General features: G+C 66.5%; 21 protein-coding genes and 1 tRNA gene. 7 read left to right on the top strand and 15 right to left on the bottom strand.

Annotation, left to right across the window (positions count from 1 at the left end; genetic code table 11):
• Positions 1-8: 8 nt before the first annotated feature.
• From atpE to GO591_RS03585, 5 genes are all read right to left on the bottom strand, one after another.
• Positions 9-242, bottom strand: coding sequence for an ATP synthase F0 subunit C (atpE, locus tag GO591_RS03605; protein ID WP_157155561.1), 234 nt, complete (start codon positions 240-242; stop codon positions 9-11).
• Positions 243-290: 48 nt separating this feature from the next.
• A complete protein-coding gene (gene atpB, locus GO591_RS03600) occupies positions 291-1,085 on the bottom strand; it encodes a F0F1 ATP synthase subunit A (protein WP_157155560.1) in 795 nt (264 codons plus the stop codon).
• Positions 1,086-1,200: 115 nt separating this feature from the next.
• Positions 1,201-1,647: a Cg1360 family ATP-synthase-associated protein gene (locus GO591_RS03595; protein WP_157155559.1), complete on the bottom strand. Its 447-nt coding sequence runs from the start codon at positions 1,645-1,647 to the stop codon at positions 1,201-1,203.
• Positions 1,644-2,924: a glycosyltransferase family 4 protein gene (locus GO591_RS03590; protein WP_157155558.1), complete on the bottom strand. Its 1,281-nt coding sequence runs from the start codon at positions 2,922-2,924 to the stop codon at positions 1,644-1,646. Before GO591_RS03590 ends, GO591_RS03595 begins: the two co-directional genes overlap by 4 nt.
• Positions 2,915-3,571 (bottom strand): L-threonylcarbamoyladenylate synthase, encoded by a 657-nt coding sequence (locus GO591_RS03585; protein WP_157155557.1) that lies wholly within the window; start codon positions 3,569-3,571, stop codon positions 2,915-2,917. The genes GO591_RS03590 and GO591_RS03585 overlap by 10 nt, the downstream gene beginning before the upstream one ends.
• 133 nt (positions 3,572-3,704) lie before the next feature.
• On the opposite strand from GO591_RS03585, the gene GO591_RS03580 reads away from it, so the two are divergent.
• Positions 3,705-4,319, top strand: a complete 615-nt coding sequence (locus GO591_RS03580; RefSeq protein ID WP_157155556.1) for an HAD family hydrolase — start codon at positions 3,705-3,707, stop codon at positions 4,317-4,319.
• 104 nt (positions 4,320-4,423) lie between these two features.
• Here the strand turns inward: GO591_RS03580 and prmC are convergent, their stop codons facing one another.
• The 7 genes from prmC to lysA all read right to left on the bottom strand — a co-directional run bounded on the left by prmC (position 4,424) and on the right by lysA (position 13,661).
• Positions 4,424-5,269: a peptide chain release factor N(5)-glutamine methyltransferase gene (gene prmC, locus GO591_RS03575; protein ID WP_157155555.1), complete on the bottom strand. Its 846-nt coding sequence runs from the start codon at positions 5,267-5,269 to the stop codon at positions 4,424-4,426.
• Between the two features lie 83 nt (positions 5,270-5,352).
• The gene (prfA, locus tag GO591_RS03570) at positions 5,353-6,432 is read right to left on the bottom strand and encodes a peptide chain release factor 1 (protein WP_157155554.1); all 1,080 of its coding nucleotides are present in this window, start codon (positions 6,430-6,432) and stop codon (positions 5,353-5,355) included.
• Between the two features lie 2 nt (positions 6,433-6,434).
• Positions 6,435-8,678 carry a transcription termination factor Rho gene (gene rho / locus GO591_RS03565; protein WP_232466338.1) on the bottom strand — a complete coding sequence of 748 codons (2,244 nt, stop codon included), beginning with the start codon at positions 8,676-8,678 and terminating at the stop codon, positions 6,435-6,437.
• A 228-nt stretch (positions 8,679-8,906) separates the two neighbouring features.
• Entirely contained in the window at positions 8,907-9,848 is a 942-nt protein-coding gene (gene thrB / locus GO591_RS03560; protein WP_157155552.1) for a homoserine kinase, read from the bottom strand.
• Positions 9,845-10,921 carry a threonine synthase gene (gene thrC / locus GO591_RS03555; RefSeq protein ID WP_157155551.1) on the bottom strand — a complete coding sequence of 359 codons (1,077 nt, stop codon included), beginning with the start codon at positions 10,919-10,921 and terminating at the stop codon, positions 9,845-9,847. Before thrC ends, thrB begins: the two co-directional genes overlap by 4 nt.
• Entirely contained in the window at positions 10,921-12,234 is a 1,314-nt protein-coding gene (locus tag GO591_RS03550) for a homoserine dehydrogenase (protein WP_157155550.1), read from the bottom strand. The genes thrC and GO591_RS03550 overlap by 1 nt, the downstream gene beginning before the upstream one ends.
• Entirely contained in the window at positions 12,231-13,661 is a 1,431-nt protein-coding gene (lysA, locus tag GO591_RS03545; RefSeq protein WP_157155549.1) for a diaminopimelate decarboxylase, read from the bottom strand. Before lysA ends, GO591_RS03550 begins: the two co-directional genes overlap by 4 nt.
• 221 nt (positions 13,662-13,882) lie before the next feature.
• Here lysA and GO591_RS03540 point away from each other — a divergent pair, with 221 nt between their 5' ends.
• Together GO591_RS03540 and GO591_RS03535 are read left to right on the top strand one after the other, a co-directional pair.
• Positions 13,883-14,584 carry an ABC transporter ATP-binding protein gene (locus tag GO591_RS03540; RefSeq protein ID WP_370455333.1) on the top strand — a complete coding sequence of 234 codons (702 nt, stop codon included), beginning with the start codon at positions 13,883-13,885 and terminating at the stop codon, positions 14,582-14,584.
• Positions 14,584-15,873, top strand: coding sequence for an ABC transporter permease (locus GO591_RS03535; protein WP_157155548.1), 1,290 nt, complete (start codon positions 14,584-14,586; stop codon positions 15,871-15,873). Before GO591_RS03540 ends, GO591_RS03535 begins: the two co-directional genes overlap by 1 nt.
• Before the next feature lie 124 nt (positions 15,874-15,997).
• Here the strand turns inward: GO591_RS03535 and GO591_RS03530 are convergent, their stop codons facing one another.
• Entirely contained in the window at positions 15,998-16,750 is a 753-nt protein-coding gene (locus GO591_RS03530; protein ID WP_157155547.1) for an LmeA family phospholipid-binding protein, read from the bottom strand.
• 43 nt (positions 16,751-16,793) lie between these two features.
• The gene (argS, locus tag GO591_RS03525) at positions 16,794-18,461 is read right to left on the bottom strand and encodes an arginine--tRNA ligase (RefSeq protein ID WP_157155546.1); all 1,668 of its coding nucleotides are present in this window, start codon (positions 18,459-18,461) and stop codon (positions 16,794-16,796) included.
• Between the two features lie 58 nt (positions 18,462-18,519).
• On the opposite strand from argS, the gene GO591_RS03520 reads away from it, so the two are divergent.
• Complete coding sequence (locus GO591_RS03520; RefSeq protein ID WP_157155545.1) at positions 18,520-19,137, top strand: iron ABC transporter ATP-binding protein; 618 nt, start codon at positions 18,520-18,522, stop codon at positions 19,135-19,137.
• Positions 19,138-19,169: 32 nt separating this feature from the next.
• A tRNA-Arg gene (locus tag GO591_RS03515) sits at positions 19,170-19,242 on the top strand.
• Between the two features lie 6 nt (positions 19,243-19,248).
• On the opposite strand, the gene GO591_RS03510 is transcribed toward GO591_RS03515, so the two are convergent.
• Positions 19,249-19,821, bottom strand: coding sequence for a dihydrofolate reductase family protein (locus GO591_RS03510; RefSeq protein ID WP_157155544.1), 573 nt, complete (start codon positions 19,819-19,821; stop codon positions 19,249-19,251).
• Positions 19,822-20,010: 189 nt separating this feature from the next.
• On the opposite strand from GO591_RS03510, the gene GO591_RS03505 reads away from it, so the two are divergent.
• Both GO591_RS03505 and GO591_RS03500 read left to right on the top strand, forming a co-directional pair.
• Positions 20,011-21,054 carry an LLM class flavin-dependent oxidoreductase gene (locus GO591_RS03505; protein WP_157155543.1) on the top strand — a complete coding sequence of 348 codons (1,044 nt, stop codon included), beginning with the start codon at positions 20,011-20,013 and terminating at the stop codon, positions 21,052-21,054.
• A 14-nt stretch (positions 21,055-21,068) separates the two neighbouring features.
• Positions 21,069-21,314: a hypothetical protein gene (locus GO591_RS03500; RefSeq protein ID WP_157155542.1), complete on the top strand. Its 246-nt coding sequence runs from the start codon at positions 21,069-21,071 to the stop codon at positions 21,312-21,314.
• Positions 21,315-21,325: the final 11 nt, after the last annotated feature.

The following is a 21,325-nucleotide window of genomic DNA, read 5'->3' as shown; positions in this document are numbered from 1 at the left end:
TAGCCCTCTTAGACGAAGATGAAGTAGGTAGCGATACCGATGAAGGCGAGCGCCTCAGTGAAGGCGATACCGATGTACATGAGCACGGTCAGGCGACCCTGCAGCTCAGGCTGACGGGCAACGGACTCGATGGTCTTGCCGACCACGATGCCGACGCCGATGGCCGGGCCGATTGCGGCGAGGCCGTAACCCACGGTCGCGATGTTGCCGTCGATTTCAGCGAGAACGGTAGTTGCGTCCACGTGTTTGTTTTCCTTCCGTGATGGCGAACCTGGCGGGTGCCGGGTCCGTTAGTGCTCTTCAGCCAGCGCGAGCTGGATGTAGACAGTGGTCAGCAGAGCGAAGATGTACGCCTGCAGTACTGCGATCAGAATCTCGAAGAAAGTGAAAACCGTGCCGAAGAGCGCGGTTCCGATGCCGAACAGGCCCCACCAGTCGCCGAGAGTGAAGAAGAAGAAGTGCGTCGCCGCGAAGAACAGGACGAGCAGCAGGTGCCCGACGACCATGTTCATCATGAGTCGGAGCGTGAGCGTGATCGGCCGCAGCACGAACGTCGAGATGAACTCGATCGGCGTCACGATGATGTAAAGGAACCACGGCACTCCGGGCGGGAAGAGCGCGTTCTTGAAGAAGCCGCCAGGGTTCTTCTTCACACCCGCGTAGACGAAGGCGATGTACGCTGCGGCGGCAAGCACCAGGGGCACACCGATCACCGACGTGCCGGCGATATTCAAGCCGGGGATGATTCCCGGGAGGTTCATGAACAGCACCATGAAGAAGATCGTGGTGATGAGCGGCAGGAAGCGCCTACCGTCCTTCACGCCGAGCAGGTCTTCGGCGATGTTGATGCGCACGAAGTCGAGGCCCATCTCGACCAGGCCCTGGAAGCGTCCGGGCACGAGCTTCATCTTGCGAGTACCGAGCCAGAAGATCAGGAGGACGGCGACGGTCGCGAGGATACGGATCAGCATGATCCGGTTTATCTCGAACGGGGTGCCTTCAAAGAGCAATGCCGCGGGGAAAAACTCGGCAATGGAAGGGCCGTGGAACTCCTCGTCGGTCGCGAGAGGTGCAATCAGGTTCAACGCGTTAGATAGCAGCGCTTTCTCCAAGCTCAGGGCATGGTTTCATGCAGCGAATACGAGGGGGCCGTTGAAGACCCTATCAAAGGTACGAGCGCATCTACGACTCGAACCGTTTTCACTTACCGGTCTGGTCGTCGCCGGGCAACGAGACATCGCTCACGTAAGGCACCCGTGACCGCGTGACCGCGATCAGGTCGACGACGAGACTGCCGACAACCCCGACAACGATGGTCAGAAACAACACCAGCGGGTCGATGAACGGCTGATCCTTGAGCACGAAGACGAGCACTAGGAAGACCACGAACTTCAGCAGCCAGGCGCCCATCACGATGCCGAAGAACAGCGGACTGAAGACCTCGGACTTGGTCACCTTGGTCGCGATCATGATGCTGCCGGCGGTGATCCCGAGGAACACGGCGGCCATCGCGGTGCCGATCAGGGCGCTCACGAGGCCGGGAACGCCGGCCACGAACCATCCGACAATGCTGCCGACCACGGCGATCGCCAACGCGAGCACTCCCCCGTAGACGAGCACCTTCTTCATTACGGGAATAGCGGTCATGATGCGGGGGTCTCCTTGTGGATGATGTCGATGCTGCCGGTCGACGCCGCGTCAAGCGGGTCGAGGTGCGCAGGAGTGGCGTCCGGGGCATCGGGCGCAGCCAATTGGGCCGCTGCCTCGGTGCGCTTTCGGCGGCTGAGCGGGGCGAGGGTCATCGCGGTACAGATCGCCAGGCCCACGGCGATGATGATCAGGGTCGGCAGGATGTCGAGGAACATGAACAGCAGACAGCCGACGGCAACCACCGCGGTCCAGGCATAGAAGATCAGTACCGCGTGGAAGTGCGAGTGCCCCATGTCCAGCAGCCGGTGGTGCAGGTGCTTGCGGTCGGCGCTGAATGGCGACTTGCCAGCGCGCAGGCGCCGGATGATCGCGAGGCCGAAGTCCAGCAGCGGCAGGATGAGGATCGCGAACGGCAGCAGGATCAGCATCAGCGCTGGCAGCAGCGACGAGCGGTCCGGGGCGAAGTCGGTGGGGTTGATCCGGCCGGTGACCGAGATGGCCGACGCGGCCATCAGCAGTCCGACCAGCAGGGCTCCGGCGTCGCCCATGAACAGTTTCGCGGGGTGCCAGTTGAGGAAGAGGAATCCGAAGCAGGCGCCCATCACCGCGACCGAGATCAGGCTCGACAGGTTGAAGAAGTCGTCCCGGTTGGTCAGCTGCAGGATGTACGCGTAGATGAAGAAGATCGCGTTCGCGATCAGAGCGACGCCGGCCACCAGTCCGTCCAGGCCGTCGATGAAGTTCACGGCGTTCATCACCAGCACCACGACGAAGACCGTGAGCACGAGCGACGTGAACGGCGAAACGAGGGCAACGCCTTCGACGAACGGCAACGAGACCAGTTGGATCTGCCAGGCGAGCACGCCAGCGGCGATGATCTGCCCGGCGAGCTTGGTGACCCAGTCCAGGTCCCAGATGTCGTCGGCGACACCGAGCAGCACGATGATCAGCGCCGAGCCGAGCAGTGCGACGACCTTCAATGGCTCCGCGAAGACCAGGCTGAAGGTGGGCAGTTGTGAGGCGACGCCGAAGCCGGCCAGTATGCCGATGAACATGGCGATGCCGCCGAGCCGCGGCGTCGGTGTGGTGTGCACGTCGCGCGCGCGGATCTTCGGGTACAGCCGGTACTTCATGCTGAGTTTCCAGATCAGGAACGACAGCGCGAAGGTGACTACGGCGGTGATGAGGCCGACGAGCGCATAGAAGAAGGTCCGCGGGAGCCTGAACCCGTCTTCAACTGTTCCCGCCAGATCGAGAATGTCGGTCAGGAGCATCGATCGGCTCCGACAACGTCCCGGATGGCGTCATCCGGAACCACGCCGTGCCGAACAATCCGCAGCTTGCCCTCCGGCAGCAGCAGCGAGGTCGCGTCGACGATGGTGGACGATTCGGTACCGCCTTCTCCGCCGTCGAGGTAGACGGCGACGCTGTCGCCGAGCATGTCTTCTGCTGCCTGCGCTGAGGAGGCTGCTGGTTTGCCGGTCAGGTTCGCGGACGAGACGGCCAGCGGCCCGGTTTCGGAGAGCAGTTCGAGCGCGATCCGGTTGCTTGGCATGCGCAGCGCGACGGTGCCGTGGGTGTCGCCGAGGTCCCAGCTGAGGGAGGGCTGCGCGACCAGGATGACGGTCAGCCCACCCGGCCAGAACTCCTTGACCAGGGCCCGTGCCTCGTCGGGGATCTGGTCGGCGAGGGCGTCCAGGGTGGGGATGCCGGGGATCAGCACCGGCGGCGGCGCCTGACGGCCTCGGCCTTTCGCATCCAGCAGTCGCTGAACGGCCTTGGGGTTGAACGCGTCGGCGGCGACCCCGTAGACGGTGTCGGTGGGCATGACGACGAGCTCGCCCCGCCCGATTGCGCCGCGGGCAAGGCGCATACCGGTGAGTAGCTCGGATTCGTCCGAACAATTGAAGATGCGGGCCATGTCGCATCCATCGTAGTCGGGCGTTTCTGTGCGAGCGGATGCCACAGCGGCGTGGCCGGAGGGGCTCGCGTTTGCCCTGCGGACACCTGCGGTCAAGGTTCCGGCAGGTTGCGGCTGGCAGACTGGGGGCACGATGACTGCGCTCTTCATTTTCGACATGGACCAGGTGCTCTACGAGTACGACTGGGCGAAGCGGATGGCGGGACTCACCGCACTCACCGGACACGACCTGTCCGAGCTGCGCCGGCGGTGGTGGCACGAGACCGGCGAGATCGCCGCCGAGGCGGGCGCGTACGACGCCGATTCATACCTCGAGGCGTTCCGGCGGGCGATTGAGTTCGACATCCGGGAAGAGGACTGGGTCGGGCTGCGCGCAGGCGCAATGACGCCGTTTCTTGAGTCCATCGAGGCTGTCCGTGAGGCATCCTCCTACGGCCAGGTCACGTTGCTGACGAACAACGGCCCGTTGGCCCACAAGCACCTTGCGACGATCGCGCCGCTGCTGCCGGATGTCTTCGGCGATCACCTGTTCGCGTCGAGCCACTACGGCGCAAGAAAGCCGGACCCGGTGGTGTTCGAGCGGGTACTCGAGGCGTACGACACACCCGCGGAGCAGGCGTTCTTCGCCGACGACCTGGCGGTCAACGTCGAGGCAGCCGAGAGCGTCGGCATCACGACGCACCTGTTCGTCGAGCCGGCCGGCATGCACCGGGCCATCAACGAGTTCGCACTGCGCAAAGCCGCGTAGGGGCAGTACTGTGCCGGTTTCCGCGAGCGCTAGTGTTTCGGCTTCGCGCGCGCAACTCCACTAGCGCAAGGCCAGAACACTAGCGGCAGCGGGTGCGGCAGCGGTTAGCGCAGTGCGGTGGTGGCTCGGTCGCGGTCGAGCAGGTCGCGATGAGTTGCGACCGCGCGCCAGCCGTCGGCCTGGAGCAGCGCAGCGATCATCGGGCCCTGCTCGTCACCGTGCTCGATGACCAGGGTGCCGCCGGGGTGCAGCAGTCGCTTCGCGGTGGCCGAGACGTTGTGGACGACATCCAGCCCGTCCACTCCCCCGTACAGCGCGTGCTCGGGATCGTACAGCCGCACCTCGGGATCGCGCGGGATGGCCCCGAGCGGCACATATGGCGGGTTCGACACCACGACGTCGACCGTGCCGTCGAGTTCGGGCAGCGCGTCGGCGAGGTCGGCGAAAAGCAGTCGCGCATTGTCGGCGGCGACGCTCGCGAAGTTCTGGCGCGTCCAGACGAACGCCCGCGGCGAGTTTTCGACGGCATAGACGCGGGAGTGCACCACCTCGGTGGCCAGTGCCAACGCGATCGCGCCGCTGCCGGTGCCGAGGTCAACCGCGATGGGCTCCCCCGGGACCTCACGCAGCGTATCGATCGCCAACTGGGCGACGAACTCGGTCTCGGGTCGCGGCACGAAGACCCCGGGACCGACGGCCAGCTCAAGCGAACGGAAGTACGCCACCCCGGTGATGTGCTGAAGTGGTTCGCGGTGCGCCCGGCGTTCGATCGCGTCATCGATCTGCCGGACGTGCACGTCTGACACCGAAGCATCCGTCAGTGCCTTCGCCTGCACCTGCCCTCGCGAGAGATCAAGCACCCACCCGATGATCAGCTCGGCGTCGGCCTCTGCACTGGGCACGCCGGCGCGGGCAAGCGTGTCGATGGCGCGAGCGCGAACCCCCGCCATCCGTGAGTTAGCCGAAAATGCTAGTTGCTGAGCCTCAGCACTAGCATTTTCGGCTAACTCACGATGATCGGGATGCTCGGTGGTCAGGAGTTGTCTCCGATGTCGGCGAGCCTGGCTTCCTCGTCGGCCTGGATGCACGACTGGATGACCGCCTCGAGCGCGCCGTCCATCACCTGGTCAAGGTTGTACGCCTTGTAGCCAGTGCGGTGGTCGGCGATCCGGTTCTCGGGGAAGTTGTAGGTGCGGATGCGCTCCGACCGGTCCATTCCGCGGATCTGGCTCTTGCGGGCATCGGATGCCGCGGCCGCGATCTCCTCCTGCTGACGTGCCAGCAGTCGGGCACGCAGCACGCGCATGCCCGCCTCGCGGTTCTGCAGCTGGCTCTTCTCGTTCTGCATCGACACCACGATGCCGGTCGGCAGGTGGGTGATCCGCACGGCCGAGTCGGTGGTGTTCACCGACTGGCCGCCGGGGCCACTCGAGCGGTACACGTCGATTTTCAGGTCGTTCGCACTGATCGCGACCTCTTCGGGCGCGTCAACCTCGGGGAAGACCAGCACGCCGGTCGTCGAGGTGTGGATGCGTCCCTGCGACTCGGTCGCCGGCACGCGCTGCACGCGGTGCACGCCGCCCTCGTACTTGAGGTGCGCCCAGGCGCCCTGCGATGGGTCGCTGGCGTTGGACTTGATCGCGACCTGGACGTCCTTGTAGCCGCCGAGATCGCTCTCGTTGCGCTCAAGAAGCTCGGTCTTCCACCCGCGGGACTCCGCGTAGTGCATGTACATGCGCAGCAGGTCAGCGGCGAACAGCGCGCTCTCGGCGCCACCCTCGCCGCCCTTGATCTCCATGATCACGTCGCGCCCGTCATCGGGGTCACGCGGGATCAGCAGGCGACGGAGCTTCTCCTGAGAGGTCGCGAGTCCCTCCTCGAGGCTCGGCACCTCCTCGGCGAAGGCTTCGTCCTCCTTGGCAAGCTCGCGCGCGGCCTCGAGGTCCTCGGTCGCCTGCAGCCACTGCTCGTAGGCGGCCTTGATCTGGCTCAGCTCGGCGTAGCGCCGGTTGATCTTCTTTGCCCTGGCCGCATCCGCGTGAACGGCGGGATCCGAGAGTTGCTTCTGCAGATCCTCATGCTCGGCCAGTAGCACCGCTACTGACTCGAACACGACTAGTCCTCCTTGTGAGCGTTACCGGGCTGCGGCAGCGACTTCTGGATCTGCATGAGGAACTCCACGTTCGACTGCGTCTCCTTCAGCTTGCCGAGCACGATCTCCAACGCCTGCTGCTGCTCCAGCCCCGCGAGGGCGCGGCGCAGCTTCCAGGTGACCTTGACCTCGTCGACGCCCATGAGCATCTCTTCGCGGCGAGTACCGGAGGCGTTGACATCCACGGCCGGGAAGATCCGCTTGTCGGCCAACTGCCGCGACAGGCGCAGCTCCATGTTGCCGGTGCCCTTGAACTCCTCGAAGATGACCTCGTCCATCTTGGAGCCGGTCTCCACGAGCGCGGTGGCGAGGATGGTCAGCGAGCCGCCGTCCTCGATGTTGCGCGCAGCGCCGAAGAAACGCTTCGGCGGGTACAGCGCCGACGAGTCGACGCCACCGGAGAGGATGCGACCGGATGCCGGAGCGGTGAGGTTGTACGCGCGGCCGAGCCGGGTGATCGAGTCGAGCAGCACGACGACGTCGTGGCCCAGCTCCACCAGGCGCTTGGCCCGCTCGATGGCGAGTTCGGCGACGGTGGTGTGGTCCTCGGCGGGACGGTCGAAGGTGGAGGCGATGACCTCACCCTTGACGGTGCGCTGCATGTCGGTGACCTCTTCGGGGCGCTCGTCAACGAGCACGACCATGAGGTGAACCTCGGGGTTGTTCTTCGAGATGGCGTTCGCGATCGCCTGCAGCACGAGGGTCTTGCCGGCCTTCGGCGGCGACACGATCAGACCGCGCTGGCCCTTGCCGATCGGCGAGACCAGGTCGATGATGCGCGTCGACAGCTTGCCGGACTCGGTCTCGAGACGCAGACGGTCCTGAGGGTAGAGCGGGGTCAGCTTGCCGAACTCCACCCGGTTCGACGCCTGGTCGAGCGTCTGGCCGTTGATGGAGTCGATCTTGACGATCGCGTTGTACTTCTGTCGGCCGCCCTGGTTCTCACCTTCACGCGGCTGGCGGATGGCGCCGACGACGGCGTCGCCCTTGCGCAGGTTGTACTTCTTGACCTGACCGAGCGAGACGTAGACGTCCGACGGTCCGGGCAGGTAACCGGTCGTGCGCACGAAGGCGTAGTTGTCGAGCACGTCGAGGATGCCGGCGACCGGGATGAGGACGTCATCCTCGCTGATCTCCGGTTCGAACTCGTCGCCCTGACCGCCGCGGCCGCGCTTGCGGTCACGGTAACGGTTACGGCCGGCGCGACCTTCGGCGTCGGCTTCCTGCTGCTGGCGCTGACGCTCCTGCACCTGCTGGCCGCCGCCTTGCTGCTGGCGGTCGCCCTGCTGGGCCTGCGCCTGGCGGTCGCCCTGCTGGGCCTGCTGCTGGCGGTCGCCCTGCTGAGCCTGCGCCTGGCGGTCACCCTGCTGACGCTCGCCCTGCTGGGCCTGACGGTCGCCGCGCTCACCGCGGTTCCGGTTCCGGTTGCGGTTCCGGCCGGAACGGCCTTCACCCTCACCCTCGGCCTGCTGGTCGGCGGTCTCGTCGACCGCAGTCTCGGACTCGGCGACCGGCGCCGCCTGCTCGGCGGTGTCGGTCTTCTCCACGGTGCTGGTCGTCTCGCCTGCCTCGGCGCGCTTCGCAGCGGCCTGGGAACCGGACTTGCCGCGTCCGCGGCGCTGCCGCGGCTCGGCAGGTGCCTGCTCCGCGGTCTCGTCGGAAACGGCCTCGCCCTGGGTGGCGTCGGTCGAAGGCGCCTCGGCGGGGGCCGCCTCGGTGACAACCTCGGTCACCGCGACGGGCGCGGCGGTCGGCTCAGCAGCCGCGGTCGGCTCGGCGGCCACAGCAGCGGGCTCGGCCGTCGGTTCCTCGACGAGGGTCTGGACGGGCGCCGCGCCGGCGAGGCCGGATTCGCCGTTGTTTCGGTGTGCCGCAGCCGCCTTCGGCGCGAGCACCTCCCCCGCAGCAGCGGTCACGCGGCGCGAGGCGCGCTTCTTCGGCGCGATGGCCGGCGCCGCCTCGGGAGCAGCAGCCTCAGGAGCAGCAGCCTCGGGAGCAGCAGCCTCAGGGGCAGCAGCCTCGGCCGCGACATCCGCTGCAGCCACAGCCTCGGGAGCGGCCACGGCATCTGGCGTGGTTACCGGAGCGGGAGCCGCATCCGGGTTCTGGGTCTCGTTGATTTTCTCCACGAGCTCTCCTTTACGAAGTTTGGACGCGCCACTGATGCCGAGTTCGACGGCAAGGGCCTGAAGCTCGGCGAGCTTCATACCGGAGGTGGCGCGCGGGGACGCGCTGATGGCGCGTTCGCCTGTTTCAGTCACTGAAAGTTTTCCTTTCGCCCTCGGGAAAAGAACATCCCGAGGTTCAGCAGCAAGCCGATTCGCAGAGAGGGAGATTGCACAGACGAAAGTGAAAGCGGGCTTTCACGCCTGACAGTCTGGACCGACTGCAAAACTGGCGAGTGCTAGGTGGATTTCGCTACCCGGGATTCCTGGCTAGGCCAGGGCTTCTACTGGGTGCGGCACTACTGTAGCACCCTTGAAGTCCACGGCCAGCATGAGCGACTGCCAAGGCGTGGCAGCCTTCCGCTCGATCACTTCGGCCGCGACGAGCCGCTGCGCGGGATCGCTGCAGAGCACCAGGATCGACGGACCGGCGCCGGAGACCACGGCCGCGAGGCCGGCCTCGCGAAGCTCCCGGATCAGCGTGTCGGTCTCGGGCATGGCGCTCGCCCGGTAGCTCTGGTGCAGCTTGTCCTCGGTGGCTTCGAGCAACAGCTCGGGACTCTGGATCAGCGCGGCGATCAGCAGCGCCGACCGGGACACGTTGAAGATGGCGTCCTCATGCGGCACGCTCTGCGGCTGAAGGCTGCGAGCCAGCGCCGTCGACATGGTGTGCTCTGGCACCGCCACGAGCGTTGACACCCCGCGGTGCACGGACAGCTTCTTGACCCGCGGCCCCTCGGGAGTCACCCACGCGATGGTCAGTCCGCCGAACAGCGCAGGCGCGACGTTGTCGGGATGACCCTCCATCTCGGTGGCGAGGGTGAGCAGCGCCTGCGAGTCGATCTCGACGATCCCCTCGAGCAGTCCCTTCGCGGCCAGGATGCCGGAGACGATGGCGGCGCCGGATGACCCGAGCCCACGTCCGTGCGGAATGGTGTTGTGCGCCACCAGGTCAAGACCGGGCAACTCAAGGTCGTAGTTGGCGAAGGTGTGAGCGATCGCCCGCACGACGAGGTTCGACTCGTCGGTAGGGACGGTTCCCTCGCCGACGCCGCGCACCTCGACGAACACGCCCGGCTGTTCGCGGACGGTCACTTCGAGCTCGTCGTAGATGGCCAGGGCGAGGCCCAGGGTGTCGAAGCCGGGTCCCAGGTTCGCGGTGGTGGCGGGGACGGTGACGTGCACCGAACGGCCGACAGGGATCACGCTCATGCCTTCACAAGTCCCAGCACATCGGCGATCTCGGCGGTATCCACGGCGACGCTCTTCGGGGTCACATCCTGACCGTCGGCGCCGCGCAGGGCCCACTGCGGATCCTTCAGCCCGTGACCGGTGACGGTGAGCACCACCGTGGCATCCTTCGGCACCTCGCCCGCGGCGCTGCGCTCGAGCAGTCCGGCGACGCTGATCGCCGAGGCCGGCTCGACGAAGATGCCGACCTCAGCCGAGAGGATGCGGTGCGCCTCGAGGATCTTGTCGTCATCGATCGCGCCGAAGTAGCCGTCGCTGGTCTCCCGGGCGGCGAGGGCGTGGTCCCACGAAGCCGGGTTGCCGATGCGGATGGCGCTGGCGATCGTCTCGGGAGCCTTCACCGGGTGGCCGAGCACGATCGGTGCCGATCCGGATGCCTGGAATCCGAACATCCGCGGCAGCTTCGTGGTTGCGCCACGCTCCGCCTCTTCGCTGTAGCCGCGGAAGTAGGCCGTGTAGTTGCCGGCGTTGCCGACCGGGATGAAGTGGAAGTCGGGAGCGTCGCCGAGCACGTCGACGATCTCGAACGCCGCCGTCTTCTGGCCCTCGATGCGGTCGTTGTTGACCGAGTTGACCAGGTGCACCGGGTAGTTCTCGGCCAGGTCGCGCGCAATGTCGAGACAGTCGTCGAAGTTGCCGCGCACCTGCAGCAGCTGCGCGTTGTGCGCGATCGCCTGGGCGAGCTTGCCCATCGCGATCTTGCCCTCAGGCACGAGGACAGCCGAGGTGATGCCGGCGTGGGTGGCGTATGCCGCCGCGGATGCCGACGTGTTGCCGGTGGACGCGCAGATGACGGCCTTGGCGCCATGCTCGACGGCCTTGGAGACCGCCATCGTCATCCCGCGATCCTTGAACGAACCAGTCGGGTTCATGCCCTCGAACTTGACCCAGACCTTGGCGCCGGTGCGAGCCGACAGAGCGTCCGCAGGGATCAGTGGGGTGCCGCCCTCACCGAGGGTGATGATCGGCGTCGCGTCGGTGACATCCAGACGATCCGCGTACTCGCGCAGTACTCCGCGCCATTGACCAGCCATTACAGTCCTTCAACTCGTAGTACAGATAGGACGCTACTCACGGCCGAGCTCTGCTCGAGCGCTGCGACGGTGGCGGCGAGATCGCCTTCCATTCCCTCGTGAGTACCAATCACAAGGGTAGCGGTGGGTGCGCCCTCGTCGGTGCGCACCGTCTGCTCGACCGTCTCGACCGAGACACCGTGTTCGCTGAACAGGTTCGCGATCGTGGCGAGCACGCCGGGCTTGTCCGCAACCGCAAGCCGGATCTGGTGGCGAGTGCGAATGTGGTCGACCGGCAGCAACGGCAGGTTGGCGTAGTTGGATTCGGACACGCTCGGTCCGCCGATGACGTGCCGTCGGGCGGCGGAGACCAGGTCACCCAGTACCGCTGAAGACGTTTCCAGCCCGCCGGCGCCCGCGCCGTAGAACATCAGGTTGCCGGCAGCCTCGGCCCGCAGGAACACCGCATTGTTGCCGCCGTGCACCGCGGCCAGGGGGTGCTCAGCGGGCACCAGCGCGGGATGCACGCGCGCGCTGATTCCCGGCGTGCCGGTGGTGGCATCCGTGAGCCGTTCGCAGATGGCGAGCAGTTTGACGACGTAACCGGCCTTCGTGGCGGCGGCGATCTGCTCCTTGCTGATGCTGCGGATGCCTTCGCGGTGCACCGACTCGAGCGGGACCGTGGTGTGGAAGGCGAGGCTCGCCAGGATGGCTGCCTTCTGCGCGGCGTCATATCCGTCGATGTCGGCGGTCGGATCTGCCTCGGCGTAACCGAGCTCGGTGGCCACCGCGAGGGCGTCCTCGAGGCTGGCACCCGTGGTGTGCATGCTGTCGAGGATGAAGTTGGTGGTCCCGTTCACGATGCCGAGAATGCGCTCCACGCGGTCGCCGGCAAGGCTGTCACGCAGCGGCCGGATGATCGGGATGGCTCCGCCGACGGCTGCTTCGTAGTAGAGCTGTGCGCCCACCCGTTCGGCGGCCTCGAACAGTTCCGGACCGTGAGTTGCGAGCAGGGCCTTGTTCGCGGTCACCACGTCGGCACCGGAATTGATCGCCTGCAGGATGTACGTGCGCGCCGGTTCGATGCCGCCCATCAGCTCGATCACGATGTCAGAACCGAGGATCAGCGATTCCGCGTCGGTGGTGAACAGCTCGCTTGGCAGGTCGGCTGTGCGGGGGGCATCGATATTCCGCACCGCGATGCCGGCCAGCTCCAGGCCGGCTCCCGACCGGCTGGCGAGTTCCTCGCCGTGCTCGAGCAGTTGGCGGGCGACCTGCGCGCCGACGTTTCCGCCGCCGAGCAGACCGACCCTGAGATTGCGGTATTCGATCATGCGCGCGTCACTCCGGTGTCTCGGGCCAACAGGTCCTCTTCGGTCTCGCCGCGCACGATCACGCGGGCTTCGCCATTGTTCACGGCGACGACGGGTGGCCGGCCGAGGTAGTTGTAGTTACTGGCGAGCGACCAGCAGTATGCGCCGGTCGCGGGCACCGCGAGCAGGTCGCCGGGCTCGACATCGCCGGGCAGGTACTCGGCGAGCACCACCAGGTCGCCGCTCTCGCAGTGCTTGCCGGCGACGCGCACGAGGGCTGCGTCGGCGGTGGAACTGCGGTTGGCGATGCGTGCCGAGTAATCGGCCGCATACAGCGCCGGCCGGGCGTTGTCGCTCATGCCGCCATCGACACTGACGTACTTGCGCACCGCGCTTCCGCCGCTTCCGCTGGTCGAGCCTGCCGAGACCCCGCCGAGCGCAACGGTCACATCCTTGATGGTGCCGACCTCATACAGCGTGGTCCCGGCCGGGCCGATGATCCACCGGCCCGGTTCGATCGCGATCACCGGCACCGGGATGCCGAGCCGCTCGGCGGCAGCGCCCACCGCATCGGCCATGGCGCCCGCGATCGTCTCGATCGGGTTCACCTGGTCAGCGGCGGTGTAGGCGATGCCGAAGCCGCCGCCGAGATTGAGTTCGGGCACCTCGCCACCCTCGAGCAGTGCGGCATGCACCGAAAGCAGCCGGTCGGCGGCTTCGAGGAACCCGTCGGCGCCGAAGATCTGTGAGCCGATGTGCGAGTGCAACCCGCGGAAGTCGAGGGACGCGAACGAGCGGATCCGCTCAACGTGGGCGGGGACATCCGTGAGCGGAATGCCGAACTTCTGGTCTTCACGGGCGGTCGCGAGGTACTCGTGGGTGTGCGCGTGCACTCCACTATTAACGCGCAGGCGCACCGCCTGGTGAACACCGTGCCGCTCCGCCGCCTGGGCGACGCGTTCGATCTCGATCCAGCTGTCGAGCACGATGGTGCCGATGCCGGCGGCTACCGCGCGGTCGATCTCCGCGCGGCTCTTGTTGTTCCCATGGAAACCGAGGCGGCCGGCACCCGTTCCCGCGGCGAGCGCGACGGCGAGCTCTCCCCCACTGGCCACATCGATGTAGAGGCCCTCGGCACTCATCCAGCGGGCGACCTCGGTCGAGAGGAATGCTTTGCCCGCGTAGTAGACCTTGACGCTGGTGCCGATGCCGGCGAAGGCGTCATCGAACGCGGACTTCACTCGCGCGGCGCGACCGCGGGCATCAGCCTCGTCGAGCACATAGAGCGGGGTGCCGAAGCGGCTGGCCAGTTCGCCGGCGGAGACGCCGCCGATGACGAGCTCACCGGCTGCGTCGCGGCGGGCCCCAGCGGACCACACCGTTTCGGCGAGCGCGTTCGCGTCGGTCGGGTGGGCGAGCCACTCGGGGGCCAGGGGATTCATCGTCATGCGAACCTCACGAATGTACGGGCGTGCGTGTACGGATCGAAGTGAGGCGAGCGAACCCGGCTTGGTCCCTGAAGCCGAAGTAAATCCTAGCGAAACCTGAGGCCCTCGCCCGAATCGGGGGTTATCCCCCGGTAGTCAGGGGGCTAGCCGCATGGTCGCCGTTCACACCGCCGCCTTAGCGTGAGTAATACGCACTTTCATGTTGAGAACGGATAAACACAGTGACCCCACCCCCAGTCATTGAGGCTCACGCCCTGCACAAGTCCTACGGGACCGGAGCGGCGCGATTCGATGCCCTGAAGGATGTCTCCCTGACCGTCGAGCGCGGCGAATCCGTCGCGATCGTCGGCAAGAGCGGCTCCGGCAAGTCGACCCTGATGCACCTGCTCGCCCTGCTCGACCGACCCGACGCCGGCTCGCTCGCTGTGAACGGCATCGACTCCGCGACTCTGCGCACCGCGCAGGTGAATGCCTTGCGCAACCAGGAGTTCGGCTTCGTGTTCCAGCAGTTCTTCCTGAACCCATCGCAGACCGTGCTCGAGAACGTCACCCTCCCGCTCATGATCGCCGGCGTCAGCCCGCGCGTGCGCCGCCGCCGCGGCATGGAGGTGCTCAGCCAGTTGGAGCTGGACAACAAGGCGAACGCCCGGGCAACTGCCCTGTCCGGTGGCCAGAAGCAGCGCGCCGTCATCGCGCGCGCCCTGGTCGGCTCGCCGAGCGTGATCTTCGCCGACGAGCCCACCGGCAACCTGGACTCCGCAACCGGCGCGGTCGTCGAGGACCTGCTGTTCGGGCTGAACCGTGAGCAGGGCATCACCCTGGTGGTCGTCACTCACGATGACGAACTCGCCATGCGCTGCGATCGGCAGATTCAGGTGCGCGACGGTGCGATCGTCGCCGAGGCAGAGTTGGCGGTGGCCTGATGAGAACCACGGATGTCATCACCAGCGCCGCGCGGAACGTCTTCCGCAGCAAGCTGCGCACCACGCTGACCGTCCTCGCATTGGTCATCGGTGCCTTCACACTCACCCTCACCCAGGCGCTCGGCGCGGGAGTGAACCGTTATCTGGATGACGAGACTTCGGCGCTCGGCGCCGAGGACGTGCTGATCATCTCGCAGCAGCCCGAGGAGGCTGCATCCCCCACCGACGGTCCGGCCGAGTACGAGCCCGCCGGCGCCGAGGAAGCCTTTGCGACGCCTCGCGGCAGCTACATGCCGCTGCGCGGCGCCGACCTCGAGAAGATCGAGGCGGTGGACGGCATCGGATCCGTGCTGCCGGTCCGGATGCTCGAGATCGACTACATCTCGGGTGAAACGGGCACGCAATATGAGTTCGCCTGGAGCCCAACGGCATCCGCCACCGAGCCTCCGGTCGTCGCTGGCGGACAGCTTGACCACGAGACCGACGAGCACGAGGTGATGCTGTCGAAGGACTTCGCCGAGGCGCTGGGCCACGACGATTACGTCTCGGCGATCGGCGAAGAGGTGCAGATCGGCGTGACCGACGCGAACGGTGACGTGCACGAAACCACCGGCACGGTCATCGGTGTCACCCAGGACAGCCTGTTCACTACCGGCATCGGCATCAACGAGGCGCTGTCCCAGTCCATCGGCGAGCTGCAGTACATCGGCGCGCCCGAGGGTGCAGACGACCAGTACGCCCAGGTGAGCGCCCGGTTCGATCTTGGCGCGGGCCAGGCCGCACTCGACGGAATCAAGGACGACCTCGCCGACCTCGGCTATGAGGGCATGACGGTCGACGACCAGATGGGCGTGTTCAAGACCGTCATCGACGCCATCATCGCCGTGCTCAGCGGATTCTCCGTGATCGCGCTGATCGCCGCCGGCTTCGGCATCGTGAACACGCTGCTGATGAGCGTGCAGGAGCGCACTCGTGAGATCGGTCTGATGAAGGCTCTCGGCATGGGCAACTCGCGAGTGTTCGGCCTGTTCAGCCTGGAGGCCGTCGCGATCGGCCTGCTCGGCAGCGCGATCGGCGCCTTGCTCGCTGCCGGAACCGGGATGCTGCTGAACGGCGCCCTCGCCGACGGGCTGCTCGCCGACATGCCCGGGCTCACCCTGCTGGTCTTCGAACCGCTCGGAGTCGGCAGCGTGATCGCCGTGATCGCCGCGCTTGCGCTGCTGGCGGGAACCCTTCCGGCAGCCCGCGCCGCCCGGCACAACCCGATCGACGCGCTGCGCTACGAGTAGTCCCTACTCGTTGATTGAGGAGCGCCGCGAGGAACGAGCGCCGCGTCTCGAAATCAACCCTTGCGCAGGGTTGGTTTCGAGACGCGTCCTCGCTGCGCTCGGGCGCTCCTCAACCAGCGGACTACTAGCCGCAGGAGCCCGTGGTCGACAGTGCGGCGGCATTCAGCGGGAAGTCGGATGCCTCGGCATCCAGCCGCACAACCCCGCCCGAGATCTCGATCCCGGTGACCTGCACGCCCTCGGGCAGCACCTCGGCCACGCAGAACGGGATTGCCAGTCGCTCGGGATCGAGGAACTGGTCGAGCGCTACCGAGGTGCCGGCATCCGGAGACTCGATCGAGGTCGGCACGAGACGCACGACATCCCCCTCCAGTTCTGGCACGAGGGTGACCAGCAGATCCACCGTCTGGCCGAACAGCTCGACATCGGTCGTGTAGGTCGCCTGTTGCTCGCCGAGGGTGATCGGCCCGGTGAATCCGCGCGCCTGAAGCGCCGCGTTCAGGGCGGCCTCATCGATGGTGAACTGCCCGGTCAGCTCCCTGACCGGCTGCGACTGGTCAAGCGGAACACCGAAGCCGGTCAGGTCGGCCCCGACGCTGGTTTCCGCAATCACGAGTTCGGCAACCGACACGTCGACCCGGTCGAATTGGCCGGCAAGCAACTGCTGCAGGAACGAGAACCCGCCGATCGACACCTCGGCGGGGCTGGAGCCACTCGGCAACCGCGACTGCAGTTCCTGCTCCGCCCGGTTCTCCGCGAATGCCCGCCCGCCGATATCCGCAACGACCAGCAGCACCACAATCAGCAGGGCAAGCCCGCCAAGAACCCAACCGATCACTCGGCCGCGCCTGCGGCGTGGGAGGGCGGCATCCGTCATCTGCTGTTCCTCCCTGATGGGCCGAGGCACGTGCCTTGCGAAACTACATGCGCTCCGGGGCGCTCACGCCGAGCAGGTGCAGACCGTTGCGCAGCACCTGGCCGGTCGCGTCATTCAACCAGAGTCGGGTGCGGTGCACATCCTCGACCGGCTCCTCGCCGAGCGGGCTGACGCGGCAGTTGTCGTACCAGCGGTGGTAAGAGCCGGCGAGGGTTTCGAGGTACCGGGCGATCCGGTGCGGCTCGCGAAGCTCAGCTGCCTGCAGCACGATCCGCGGGAACTCGGCGAGCGCCCCGAGCAGTTCGCTCTCGGTGGAGTGGGTGAGCAGCCCCGCCTCGAACGCGCTCCGGTCGACGCCGGACGCGGCCGCGTTGCGTGCGACCTGGTGGGTGCGGGCGTGGGCGTACTGCACATAGAAGACCGGGTTGTCGTTGGTGCGCTTCTGCAGCAGTTCCGGGTCGAGCGTGAGCGGCGAATCAGCCGGGTAGCGGGCCAGTGAGTAGCGCAGCGCGTCGGTTCCGAGCCAGGCCTGCAGGTCGTTCAGCTCGATGATGTTGCCTGCACGCTTGGAGAGCTTGGCGCCGTTGATCGACACCAGCTGGCCGATCATCACGTCGATGTCCTTCTGCGGGTCGTCTCCGGCGGCGCCGGCGATGGCCTTGAGGCGGTGCACGTAGCCGTGGTGGTCCGCACCGAGCAGGTAGATCTTGTGGTTGAAGCCACGGTCGGACTTGCTCAGGTAGTAGGCGGCGTCCGCGGCGAAGTAGGTGGTCACCCCGTTGGAGCGGCGGATGACGCGATCCTTGTCGTCCCCGAAATCAGTGGTACGCACCCAGATGGCGCCGTCCTCGTCGAAGACGTGGCCCTGCGCCCGCAGCCGGTCCACCGCAACCACGATCGGGCTCAGCCCAGACTCCGGGTCCTCGGCGTGCAGCAGGCGCTCCGAGTACCAGACGTCGAAGTGCACGTTGAAGCGCTCGAGCGATTCGCGGATCTCGGCCAGCTGCAGCTCGTAGGCCACCTCGCGCGCCGTGAACAGCGCGTCGGCGTCGGGCAGTTCCAGCAGGTTCGGCACCCGGCCGAGCACGGCGGCAGCAAGGTCGGCGATGTACTGCCCGGGGTAGCCGTTCTCGGGGGTCGGCTCACCCTTCGCGGCTGCCAGGACCGAGGCGCCGAAGTTGTCCATCTGGTTGCCGGCATCGTTGATGTAGAACTCGTTGGCCACGGTTGCGCCGGCGGCACGCAGCACGCGGCCGAGCGAGTCGCCGAGCGCGGCCCAGCGGGTGTGACCGATGTGCAGCGGACCGGTCGGGTTGGCCGACACGAACTCGAGGTTGATGCTCTCGCCGGCAAGGGTCGTGCCTGCGCCGAACGCCTCGCCGCGTTCGACAATGGTGCGGGCAAGCTGACCCGCCGCAGCGGCATCCAGTGTGATGTTGATGAAGCCGGGGCCGGCGACATCCACGGATGCCACGCCATCGAGCTCGGCGATCTGCTCGGCGAGCTCGGTGGCGAACTCGCGGGGGTTCACTCCGAGGCGCTTGGCGAATTTCATGGCGACGTTGGATGCCCAGTCACCGTGCTCGCGGTTACGGGGCCGTTCGAGCGGCAGATCGTCGATGCCGACCGTCACGGTGGCGGACGCCCCGCGTCGCTCGATCGCTTTCTCGACGATGGCGAGAAGGGATGCGGAGAGGTCAGCGGGGTTCACGAGTGTCGATTCTACGGGGTGGACAGATTGTTCTTCACGGGGCCTTAGCATGGGTGCCATGCCATCCTCCGTCACTCGTTCCGCCGCTCGAGTGTCGGCGGCAATGCTCGGCCTGGTACTCGCCGCAACACTTGCCGGATGCTCCGCCGAGAGTGCCGAGCCAGCAGCCACGCCGACCGGGTCGGCTGCTCCAACCTCGGTTGCGACTGCGCCCGCCGGCGAGACCGCTACGCCGGAGCCGTCGGCCACTCCGGTCGGCACTCCCGTGACGATCGGATGCGACGCCCTGCTCACTCCGCAGGCGCTCTACGACTACAACCCCAACTTCGGGACCGATCCGAGCTACTCCCCGGCGAAGAACTCGCTGGCCGCTCAGATCGTCGATTACAAGGGCGTCGCATGCGGCTGGGTCAACCAAACCAGCAGCGAGCCGATCGAGATCGCCGTCGCCGACCTGCCCGAGGAAGAGCTGACCCGGGTCAAGAATGACGCCTTTGCCATCAGCAACATGGTTCCCACCTATGGCGACGAGGCATACTTCCGGGTGACAGACGGCGTCGGCGAAGCCCGTGTATTCAGCGGCACCCACTGGGTCGTCGTGATGAGCCCAGCCTTCTATGAGCCCGGCGACGCGGTCCCGATTATCGAACCGGTTTTGGCTGCACTTGCTGGCTGATTCGGGCTGCTAACCTAGTCGAGCACTCCCTGGCCCCCATAGCTCAGGGGATAGAGCGTCTGCCTCCGGAGCAGAAGGCCGCAGGTTCAAATCCTGCTGGGGGCACTTATTTCACTCATCGCGGACGACTACGCGCCGATAGCGCTCGAAGATCACGCGCGAGCCGAATGTCCTGGTCTCGACCAGGTCCAGCCGTACGTCTTCGGTGACCGGCGGCAGGAACGGCGTGCCGCCACCGACGACGATCGGATGGCGGAGCATCCGCAGCTCGTCGACGAGGCCGAGCTCGAACGCGTCCGCGGCCAGTCCGGCGCCGCCGATCGCGACATCCTTGGCATCCTTAGCGGTCGCGTTCAGGGCTGCAGCGGCCTCCTCGGCCACCGAGCCCTCGGCGAGCCGGGCGTTGCCCTGAACGCTGTCTAGCGTGCGGCTGAAGACGACCTTCGGAAGAGGGCACCAGACGTCGGCGAACTCGGCCCCGAGTTCGTTCTCGCGCAGCGACGGATCCGTGTCCCACACCAGCATGGTTTCGTAAAGCCTGCGGCCGCAGAGGAAGGCGCCGAGCTCGCTCGTCTGCTCGATATGGAAGCGAAACTGCTCCTCGCTAGGCTCCGTCCACCCGAACTCGCCCGCGCGGTCGCTGATAAAGCCGTCCACCGAGACGCCCATCGAGTAGATCAGCATTGCGTCACGCTCCTTCCTGTCCCACCTTCCCACCGTCTCCGCGGGATATCGAGGGCAAAGCTCCGTCCACTAACTATTTGTTAGTTACTCACCACGGCTTTGAGTTGTTCTGAGAGTGCTGCGAATGTTGAACGGGCGATAGCGCTTCTGGATGAGCGTTGCGCACAGACAGACCTTGGAGAACACCTCGTGGAAATTGGCGCTTACAGCTTCGGCGACACTCAATTGAACGCAGACGGCAGCCAGCGCTCCACTGCGGAAGCCGTCCGCAATCTCTTCGAGGCGATCGTGCACGCCGACAACGCCGGGCTGGATTACTTCGGCATCGGCGAGCATCACACGCTGAGCATGCCTGCCTCGTCGCCTGGCGCAATGATCGCAGCGGCTGCAGCGGCTACGAACCAGATCATCCTCGGCAGCGCCGCGAGCATCATCAGCACCGATGATCCGGTGCGCGTCTACCAGCAGTTCGCAACGGCCGACGCGATTTCCGGTGGTGGCCGCGTGGAGGTCACCGCCGGGCGCGGATCCTCCGTCGAGACCTTTCCGCTGTTCGGCTACGACCTCCGCGACTACGACCAGCTGTACGCCGAGAAGCTCGACCTGCTCATGACCATCAATGAGAGCACCTCCGAGCAGGTCACCTGGTCGGGATCCGTTCGCCCCACCCTGACGGATCTCGCTGTGGTGCCGCGACCGGTCGCCGGCCGGTTGCCGATCTGGCTCGCCACCGGCGGCAACGCGTCATCATCTGCGAGGGCGGGGCAGCTGGGACTTCCCGTGTCCTACGGCATCATCGGCGGTGAGCCTCACCGATTCGCGCCTCTGGCCGAGCTCTATCGCCGCACTGCCGCCCACGCCGGACACACCGGCGACGACATCAAGGTGTCGATCGCCGCTCTTGGTCTGGTCGCGCCGACGAAGAAGGAGGCATTGGAGCGCTTCTACCCCGGATGGCACAACCTCAACCTCGAGATGGGCAAGCTGCGCGGCTGGGCCGCCCCGGACAAACGTGCCTACGATGCGCAAGCCCAGGCACCGGGGGCGTACTACGTCGGCGACCCGGACGATGTCGCACAGCGGATCGTGCACCTGCATGGATACATGGGACACATGCGGCACTTCCTGCAGATGGACATCGGTGGGCTGCCCCATCAGCACTTCCTCGAATCCCTCACGCTGCTCGCCACCGAAGTGAAGCCTCGGGTGGAACGCCTGCTCGCCGCCAAGTAGCTAGGCTGCGCGCTATGGCGATCAAAGCGCGACTCGTAGACGAGCGCGACACCATGTGGGAGCAAGAGGATCTTGACCTGCGCGTGATCCTCAAGAGCGGCCCGGTGCATTCCGCATACGACCTCGATCCGGTGAGCTTCGCGGCGGCACGCGAGTGGGCTCGCAGTCAGGGCGCGACGAGCTACTCGATCGGGATCCGGACGACCAACAACCTGGCGCAGCCCGGCCTGATGTGGTTGGTCGTCGACGCAACTGACTGACGGAGGCCCCG

Origin of the sequence: Diaminobutyricimonas sp. LJ205, from assembly GCF_009755725.1 — a bacterium.
Taxonomy (GTDB): Bacteria; Actinomycetota; Actinomycetes; order Actinomycetales; family Microbacteriaceae; genus Ruicaihuangia.
The sequence above is the reverse complement of the archived record's forward strand: the minus strand, read 5'-3'. Positions and strand labels throughout refer to the sequence as shown.